This window comes from Pseudomonas sp. 34 E 7 (genome assembly GCF_900005715.1).
GTDB classification, from domain to species: Bacteria; Pseudomonadota; Gammaproteobacteria; order Pseudomonadales; family Pseudomonadaceae; genus Aquipseudomonas; species Aquipseudomonas orientalis_A.
In genome coordinates this window covers 1-7,639 of the sequence record NZ_CVTX01000191.1, presented here as the reverse complement: position 1 = coordinate 7,639, position 7,639 = coordinate 1, and the positions used below count along the sequence as shown (strand labels likewise).

Here is a 7,639-nt window from a genome sequence, read left to right as displayed (position 1 = left end):
AACAAGGCCAACTGCTCAGCCACTACCACTACGACGACCAAAACCGCCTGCACGCCCACGCCGTCACCCAGCAAGGAAACCACCTTTACCAACGGCAATACGACTACGACAAAGCCGGCAACCTCACCCGCCTGCTCGATACCCGCAAAGGCGAACACCGTTACCGCTACGACCCGCTAAACCGCCTGACCCGCGCCGATCACTCGCAAGACGTACAGGAGCGTTTCGGCCACGACCCCGCCGGCAATTTACTCATGCAGGACAGGCCGGGCCCGGACATCGTGGCGGGCAATCGCCTGATGATCCAGGGCGACCACCATTACGACTACGACGCCTTCGGCAACCTGATCCGCGAACGGCGTGGCAAGGGCCAGCAACTCGTCACCGAGTACCGCTACGACTGCCAGCACCGGCTGATCGGCGTCACCCAACCCAACGGCCAAACCGCGAGCTATCGCTATGACCCGTTTGGTCGACGCATCAGCAAAACCATCGAAGAGAAAACCACAGAGTTCTTCTGGCAAGGCGACAAGCTGATCGCCGAACACCATGCGGAACGTCATCGCAGCTACCTCTATGAACCCGACAGCTTCCGTCCGCTGGCACTGCTGGAAGGCTTCGGCCCAGAAGAAACCAACCCCTACTACTACCAACTCGATCACCTCGGCACACCGCAGGAACTTACAACGCCCGACGGCGAAATCGTCTGGTCCGCCCACTACCGCGCCTACGGCGAAATCAGCCGCCTCGACGTAGGCAAAATCGACAACCCACTACGTTTTCAAGGCCAGTACTTCGACCAGGAAAGCGGCCTGCACTACAACCGGCATCGCTACTACCACCCGAATATCGGTCGTTACCTGACGCCGGATCCGGTAAAGCTGGCAGGTGGGATCAATGCGTACCGGTACGCGCCCAACCCGACAGGTTGGATAGACCCGCTAGGCTTGAATACATGCCCAGGCGAGGATGGGTGCAAGTCTGTAGTCCAAAGTGATGAGCCATCAGCGAAAGCAATAGCGCCAAAACATGAGCCTGAGCCGCCATACCCAGCTGATGAAGAAGAGTACCTATTCCGCGGTGATAGAAAGCCACCAGATGACGTTTTTAAGCATGGTTTCAAGAGCAAGGGAGATAGCGATGACCTCTACTTGCACGCTCTAGACAGCAACGACCCGCCAAGTAATTTCATAAGTACCTCACCTTCTCGGCTCACTGCGATAGACTTCGCCACGGGTTACGGAACAAGGAAAGGCTATTTATATGTTTTAAAAAGTATACCGGGACATGACGTAAATTTAGAGCTTGGCAAAATGACACCCTTTGCAAACGAAAAAGAATTCGCTATCCATCACAAAATAGAACCAGAAGACATCTTGGGCATGACACCTATAAAAAGTGATGGAAGCTATGTAGGCTATTCCATCCCAAACCCAAACAGGAAATAAGATGAACACGAAGAAAATCAAAGCAATCATCAATAATCAGACGACGGAGGTTACCGTAAGGTACAACCTAGAAAAACTTTCCATGACTTTCTCCGAAGCTGAAAACTTCAAAAAATCCTATAAGGGAAATGATATTTATAATTGCCTAGCAAAGGTTAGAGCAGACTTTCCACATATAACTTTTCTTTGTAAAGGAGCAAAAATCAACGTTATGCCGTCAAGAATGGCTTCACAGATGAGCGGCGGCCTTGTCGCATATGAAATGACACTAGGCAAACCAGCCACAAGAGACGACATAGTCAATATATTCGACTTTGAAAAAAACAACCTTACAAACGACCCCGCAGAGCAAGTTGCTTTCTTTAAGGAATGGCTAGAGTCAATAAATGCACAAGGTTATGAAAAATTTAATTAACGTCGATAGCCCAAAACGGCCTACACAGGACTACGATTATAAAAAAAGAGCACCCAGCATGTCAATAATTTGCGGACTGCTATTTATTTATGACATCGAGAATACTTATGATCTTAAAAGAGAGGAGCTCATAGCGTCAAAACATGTAAACAACGAAAAAGAACTTGTTGAACTTTTTAACAAACTGACCAAACCAGACTTTCTTGCATACACTCAACCAGAGCAACACTGGTTCATTGATTCAATTGAGCATTTCTTGACGACTAACGACAGCTTCGATTGTGTATTTAAAACAATGACAACTTATTTCAGCACCAAAGTACTTGACCAGCAAAAATTTATGAGCACGCTATTACGCTGCTTATAACACTACAATCTAGAAGCCTTCCCACGCGAACAACAACTAAGCAAACATCTACAAGCCCCTTAGCCAAAAGAAAAAACAAAGTACCCCCCATACAATTAAGCACGCCATTTAAAAGCTATTAAATGCAATTTCTCTTAATAATTAAGACAACTGTAAGAGAAGCCAGTAATCCGCTCACCTCACCGTGAGAAGATTACTATGGCAACACCATCGTCCGCATAGAAATGCGAGGCTGCGGAAGGGCATAAAGAGATGATTATGAATACGCCAAAACGAAGAAAGCCAGAGTTTCTTAAACGAAAACGGACAACCCATCATTGCCTTACGGATACAAAATGAAACTCAAGCCAAAACTCTCAATAATTCGAGGCCTACTTTTCACATACTGCATCGAAAATACTAGGAATGCAGCCAGAGAAGAGCTTATTTCCTCTATAAACGTTAACAATCACGAAGAGCTCACACAGCTGCTTGACGATCTGACTAAACCAGAATTCATCCAATACAGGCAAGATGAACGAGACTGGTATATCAACACACTTCAGCACTTCCTAAGCACGGACGAAAATTTTGATTCAGTCTTCTATCTTTTCGACACCTACTTCGAGGATGACATTGTCGACAATAGAGCATTCATGAGCACCCTACTTGAATGCTTAATGCGTTATAGAACTGAAACGACAATGGCTGCTCCTCCTATTTGAACCAGAGGGTTGCTCGCGCTGGATAAAGGGCTGCTACGCAGCCAATCGCGAACAAGCCCCCTTGCCAAAAAAGACACACCAACTCCGTCAGTTCAACGCTTGGCCAACTCCATAATCATCCGACTCAACAAATAAACCCGAGGCACCACACTCTCCACCTCGGCATATTCCTCGGGCGTGTGAATATTGCCGCCCACGATCCCAAACCCATCCAGCGTCGGCGTCCCTACCCCGGCCGACAAGCTTGCATCCGCGGCGCCGCCGCTGCCTTCGATGGTCAGGGTCTTGCCCAACTCGCCGTAGATGCCCTGGGCAATCGCGACGAGTTTGTCCGATTCCGCCGTTTGCGGCATTGGCGGCAGCCCGCGTTGCAGGGTGGTCTTGACTTCGGTTTCGGGGATCAGTTTGTCCGCTGAAACCCGCGCCAGGTCCTTCTCGATGCGGTCGAACTCTTCCGGCAACGCCGCGCGCACGTCGGCCTTGGCGGTGGCCTGGTCGGGGATGACGTTGGTGCGGTCGCCGGCCTTGAGCACGGTGAAGTTGATGGTGGTTTTCTTTTCCTCGTCCCCCAGCTTGCCCAGTTGCAGGATCTGGTGCGCAACTTCCATGGCGGCGTTGCGCCCCAATTCGGGCGCGACGCCGGCGTGGGCGGCTTTGCCTTTGACTTCGACCACGGCGGTAGCGCTGCCCTTGCGCCAGACCACCAGGCCATCGGCCGGGCGGCCGGGCTCCAGGTTGAGGGTCACGTCATGGCCCTTGGCGGTGGTGCGGATCAGTTCGGACGCGGCATCAGAGCCGGTTTCTTCGCTGGCATCGAGCAGGAAGGTGATTTGCGCATAGTCCTTGAAACCCTGGTTTTTCAGGACTTTCAGCGCGTAGATGCCGGCCACGATGCCACCTTTGTCGTCCATCACGCCGGGGCCATAGGCACGGCCGTCCTTGATATGGAACGGACGCTCGGCGGCCGAGCCTTCCTTGAACACGGTGTCCATGTGCGCCATCAGCAGGATCTTGGCCTTGCCGGTGCCCTTGAGGGTGGCGACTACATGGCTGCTGTTGGCGGCCTTGTCCGGCACCAGCTGGATACTGAAACCCAGCTGTTTCAATTCATCCGAGGCAATATCGCGCACTTGGGCCAGGCCGGGCTCGTAGCCGGAGCCGGAGTCGATATTCACCAGGCGTTCCAACAGTTTCAGGGCGTCGGCCTTGTACTGTACGGCATCCGCCTGGATTTGCTTGTGCGGTTCGGCGCTGTAGGCCGGCAGGGCGAAGGACAAGGCCAGGGTGGCGGCCAGAAGGGTACGGGGGAAGGTGAAGGGCATGAACCGGTCCTTGTTTTTGTTGAAGGGAGATCGCCACACCCTACCCCACTAAACGGACCGCAACCAAGCCCCCTGCAGTGAGTTGACCCGGTTGCGCCCGCTGCTTTTGGCTTCGTACAAGGCACGGTCGGCATCGTTGAGCCAACTGATGGAGTCGGCATGGCCGGGGTGATACAGCGCAAGGCCGATGCTCAAGCTGGCACGCAGGGTCGGGTCCTGGGCGTACGCCAAGGCGTTGAAACGATCACGCAGGGCATCCATCACCTCAGTGGCGCGGTTGAGCGGCATGTCCGGCAGGATCACGCAGAACTCATCGCCGCCGTAGCGCCCGGCTAGGTCGGTGCCGCGCAGGTTCTGGCGCAAGACCTTGCTCAACTGGCGCAAAACGATATCACCGGTGACATGGCCATAGGTGTCGTTGATGAGTTTGAAGTGGTCGATATCGATCAGCGCAATGGCCGCTCCCGCCGGACCACGGCGGCAACGCTGGAACTCGACTTCCAGATGGTCTTTCCAGGCGCCGTGGTTGAGCAGGCCCGACAGGCTGTCGGTGCGGCTCAGGGCCAGCAGTTCGCGCTTGTGCCGCGCCAGTGTCAGCGCCTGGCGATAGCAGATCCAGCCCAGAACCAGGGGGTACAGCATCAGGATCGGCAGGCAGGCGTACAACTGCACCTGGCTGGTCACGGCAATAAAGGCCGGCGTGAATATCAAAAGCGCCGTGGCGATACCCAGGGCCTGGGCCACCCACCCCGCCAGCATGAAGCGCGGCCCGCCGATGGCGACATTGTTCATGCTCATCATCGACAACGTGGTGACGCTGGGCAGCGGATTGAAGTGCATCGCACCAACCCAGAACCCGCCGCAGAAGGAGTCGAACAACAGGTTGCGGCGCTCACTGCGCAACGCATGGACGGCACGCAACGACGCTTGAAACGCCAGGTGCGGCCAGACAAACGCGTTGATCAGCATCCAGGCCCACACCCATGGGGACGGGTTCAGCGGATACATCGCAAACGCCACGCACACAAAGCCGAGCGTCATACCCAGGAGACGGGATTTGTACAAGCGCGAAGCGAGCGGAAGTCCATTTCCTCCGACGGCTGGCATGATAGGGGCATCCTGGGTGAATCCCTGAAGTCTATCAGGGCAAAGTCAAAACGCCACTACTGCGTGCAAGCTAATGCTTCAATGCGAAAAGCCGCGAGCCAGCATGACCGCCACGCCGAGCAACATCACCGCCGTGATCCGCTGCAGCAGCACTCGCCGCCTGGGATTTTCCAGCACGTGCTTGATGCGCTGGCCGAAATAGCAGTACAGGCAACCGCTGGCAAATTGCAGCAGCAAGAACGTCAGGCCGAGGATGGCGATATCCGCCGCCGAGCTGTGCTCACCCGCCCCGGCGAACTGCGGGAACACGGCGCTGAACATGATGATGGTCTTGGGATTGGAAAAGCCGGTCAGCAACCCTTTGCCGAACAGGCTGCGCGAGCCCTCCACGGCGCCGGCCTTGTCGATCGACACGCCGCTGCTGGTCCACTGCTTGTAGGCCAGGTAAAGGATGTAGGCCACGCCGACAAACTGGATGGCTTGGGTAATCGCGAGGTTGCCCTTGATCAGCTCCGAAAAGCCCACGGCAAAGATCAGGATCGAAATCAGGTACGACACACTGGCGCCGATCTGCGCCGGAATCGAACTGCGCAGGCCATCCTTCAAGCCCAGGCTCAACAGCAACAGGGTCATGGGACCGGGACTGAAGGTCATGGTGGCGCAGAACAACAGGAAGTAGAGAAACGAAGACAGCGTTAACGCACTTGTCATGGTCCGGGACCTTGAATGGAGAGAACGGCAACAACGGGGTGCACGCCACAGGCGCACACCCCTGGATGACATCAGGCGACGGCGATTTCGGTCGTCAGGGATTCGCGGTACATCAAGGCCAGGTCGGCCAGGGCCGCCTTGGCGGTCTGGTTGCGGGTTTCAAACGCCACCAGGCCTTTCCAGTTGGTTTCGACAATGGCCTGCATGACGTCGGCGTAGTCGCAGTTGCCGTCGTGAATGCCGAAGTGCTGGTCTTGCACGCCGTTGTTGTTGCTGAAGGAAATGCCCTTGATCAAGTGGTGATACTTGCGCACCACGGCCGCCGGCAGACCGTCCTCGATGTTGGCGTGGCCGGCATCGAGGAAGAAATACACGTTGTCGTGGGCTTGCAGGCGCTCGAACACAAATGCGTATTCAGCCTCATGGGTGAAGATGTAGTGGAAAGGACGATAGTTGACGTAGTTGGACAGGTTTTCCAGGTAGATGTCCGTGCCCTTGGTCGCCGCATAAGTGGCCAGTTCCTGGACTGACTTGAGGTAATGCTCCAGCGCCACTTTCTTGGCCTTGAGTACCATTTTCGGCTCGACAATGCAGCCACCGTGAATGATCAGCGGCGCGCCGAGGCGACTGGCGATATCGATCTCTTGCTTGACATAGGCCACCGCCGCCACGCGAAACGCCTCGACGTCACTGCCCAGCGGCGCCTTGAAGTTGCCATGGAACACCGGCTTGACCCCACTGGCGGCGATCTGCGCCAACAGGCTTTCGATGCGCGCATCGGTCCAGTCGTCGACCATTTCGCCGAACAGGCTGCCGTCCACATACCAATGGGTGCACTGCCCTTCGATGGCGGCTTGCAGGCCCTGTTCCGCGGCCAGGTATTTCTGGTGGGCCACACCGGTGCAGAACGGAACGGCGGGGTTGATCAGTTTGCTTTCCATGGAGCGATTCCTTTCGTTGATGGAGGGTCAGGCGGTGACAGCGTCAGCGAGTTCGATAGCCATGAAATCGGCCTTGGTCACGCCGCAATCCGGGCATGTCCAGTCTTCAGGCACCTCTTCCCAAGGGGTGCCGGCGGGAATTCCGTCCTCCGGAATGCCCAATGCTTCTACGTACATAAAACCGCAGGGTGCACACATATAAGTCTTCATGAGAGTGCAGAATCCATTGCTCGCGTATAGGAAATTTCGCCAACTCCTGGCGAGATGGCGCGCAGTCTAGGGCAATGGCATTGCGCCAGGCAGGTAAAGTGATGCCTAATCCCGCCTGACTTCACCGGTAAAAGCACCGGCAAACATAAGGACGTTTAATGTTGGTATCGGCCATCGCCTTTGTGGAAGGCACACCCAAGGTCCAGCAGATCGTGGATGCGTTCAGCCAGGCCATCGAGGCCGGTGAATGGGCGCCCGGCAGCAAGTTGCCGTCGGTGCGCGAGCTGACTGAAATCCTCGGTGTCAGCAAGTTCACCCTCAATGAGGCCCTGGACCGTCTACGCGGGCGCCACCTGCTCACCTCCAGCCAGGGCCGCGGCTATTTCGTGGCGATGGACAGCGCGCGCCCGGCGT

At 55.5% G+C, this 7,639-nt stretch carries 9 protein-coding genes; 4 read left to right on the top strand and 5 right to left on the bottom strand.

Translation table 11 applies throughout. The annotated features are described in order from the left end of the window. The 3 genes from BFP96_RS27485 to BFP96_RS27475 all read left to right on the top strand — a co-directional run. On the top strand, window positions 1–1,448 hold a 1,448-nt coding region (locus BFP96_RS27485; RefSeq protein WP_177343733.1), incomplete at its 5' end, for an RHS repeat-associated core domain-containing protein. Window position 1,449: 1 nt separating this feature from the next. Then, window positions 1,450–1,863, top strand: a complete 414-nt coding sequence (locus tag BFP96_RS27480) for a hypothetical protein (protein ID WP_065896239.1) — start codon at window positions 1,450–1,452, stop codon at window positions 1,861–1,863. Next, window positions 1,835–2,230 (top strand): hypothetical protein, encoded by a 396-nt coding sequence (locus BFP96_RS27475; protein ID WP_371914779.1) that lies wholly within the window; start codon window positions 1,835–1,837, stop codon window positions 2,228–2,230. Before BFP96_RS27480 ends, BFP96_RS27475 begins: the two co-directional genes overlap by 29 nt. 796 nt (window positions 2,231–3,026) lie before the next feature. Here BFP96_RS27475 and BFP96_RS27465 read toward each other — a convergent pair. The 5 genes from BFP96_RS27465 to BFP96_RS27445 form a co-directional block, all read right to left on the bottom strand. Continuing rightward, complete coding sequence (locus tag BFP96_RS27465; RefSeq protein WP_065937399.1) at window positions 3,027–4,256, bottom strand: M20/M25/M40 family metallo-hydrolase; 1,230 nt, start codon at window positions 4,254–4,256, stop codon at window positions 3,027–3,029. Window positions 4,257–4,304: 48 nt separating this feature from the next. Further along, window positions 4,305–5,363: a diguanylate cyclase gene (locus BFP96_RS27460; protein WP_065892982.1), complete on the bottom strand. Its 1,059-nt coding sequence runs from the start codon at window positions 5,361–5,363 to the stop codon at window positions 4,305–4,307. A 78-nt stretch (window positions 5,364–5,441) separates the two neighbouring features. Further along, window positions 5,442–6,074, bottom strand: coding sequence for a LysE family translocator (locus BFP96_RS27455; protein WP_057721872.1), 633 nt, complete (start codon window positions 6,072–6,074; stop codon window positions 5,442–5,444). A 71-nt stretch (window positions 6,075–6,145) separates the two neighbouring features. Continuing rightward, complete coding sequence (locus BFP96_RS27450) at window positions 6,146–7,015, bottom strand: sugar phosphate isomerase/epimerase family protein (RefSeq protein ID WP_065933863.1); 870 nt, start codon at window positions 7,013–7,015, stop codon at window positions 6,146–6,148. 27 nt (window positions 7,016–7,042) lie between these two features. Beyond that, window positions 7,043–7,225 (bottom strand): rubredoxin, encoded by a 183-nt coding sequence (locus BFP96_RS27445; protein WP_065885035.1) that lies wholly within the window; start codon window positions 7,223–7,225, stop codon window positions 7,043–7,045. A gap of 158 nt (window positions 7,226–7,383) precedes the next feature. On the opposite strand from BFP96_RS27445, the gene BFP96_RS27440 reads away from it, so the two are divergent. Further along, the coding region (locus BFP96_RS27440; RefSeq protein WP_139113457.1) for a winged helix-turn-helix domain-containing protein at window positions 7,384–7,639 on the top strand (256 nt) is incomplete at its 3' end.

What these genes read in the sequence shown, in the direction of transcription:
- BFP96_RS27455 (WP_057721872.1), bottom strand. Translation starts at nt 6,074, where the DNA reads ATGACAAGTGCGTTAACGCTGTCTTCGTTTCTCTACTTCCTGTTGTTC.
- BFP96_RS27465 (WP_065937399.1), bottom strand. Translation starts at nt 4,256, where the DNA reads ATGCCCTTCACCTTCCCCCGTACCCTTCTGGCCGCCACCCTGGCCTTG.
- BFP96_RS27475 (WP_371914779.1), top strand. Translation starts at nt 1,835, where the DNA reads ATGCACAAGGTTATGAAAAATTTAATTAACGTCGATAGCCCAAAACGG.
- BFP96_RS27445 (WP_065885035.1), bottom strand. Translation starts at nt 7,225, where the DNA reads ATGAAGACTTATATGTGTGCACCCTGCGGTTTTATGTACGTAGAAGCA.
- BFP96_RS27450 (WP_065933863.1), bottom strand. Translation starts at nt 7,015, where the DNA reads ATGGAAAGCAAACTGATCAACCCCGCCGTTCCGTTCTGCACCGGTGTG.
- BFP96_RS27460 (WP_065892982.1), bottom strand. Translation starts at nt 5,363, where the DNA reads ATGCCAGCCGTCGGAGGAAATGGACTTCCGCTCGCTTCGCGCTTGTAC.
- BFP96_RS27480 (WP_065896239.1), top strand. Translation starts at nt 1,450, where the DNA reads ATGAACACGAAGAAAATCAAAGCAATCATCAATAATCAGACGACGGAG.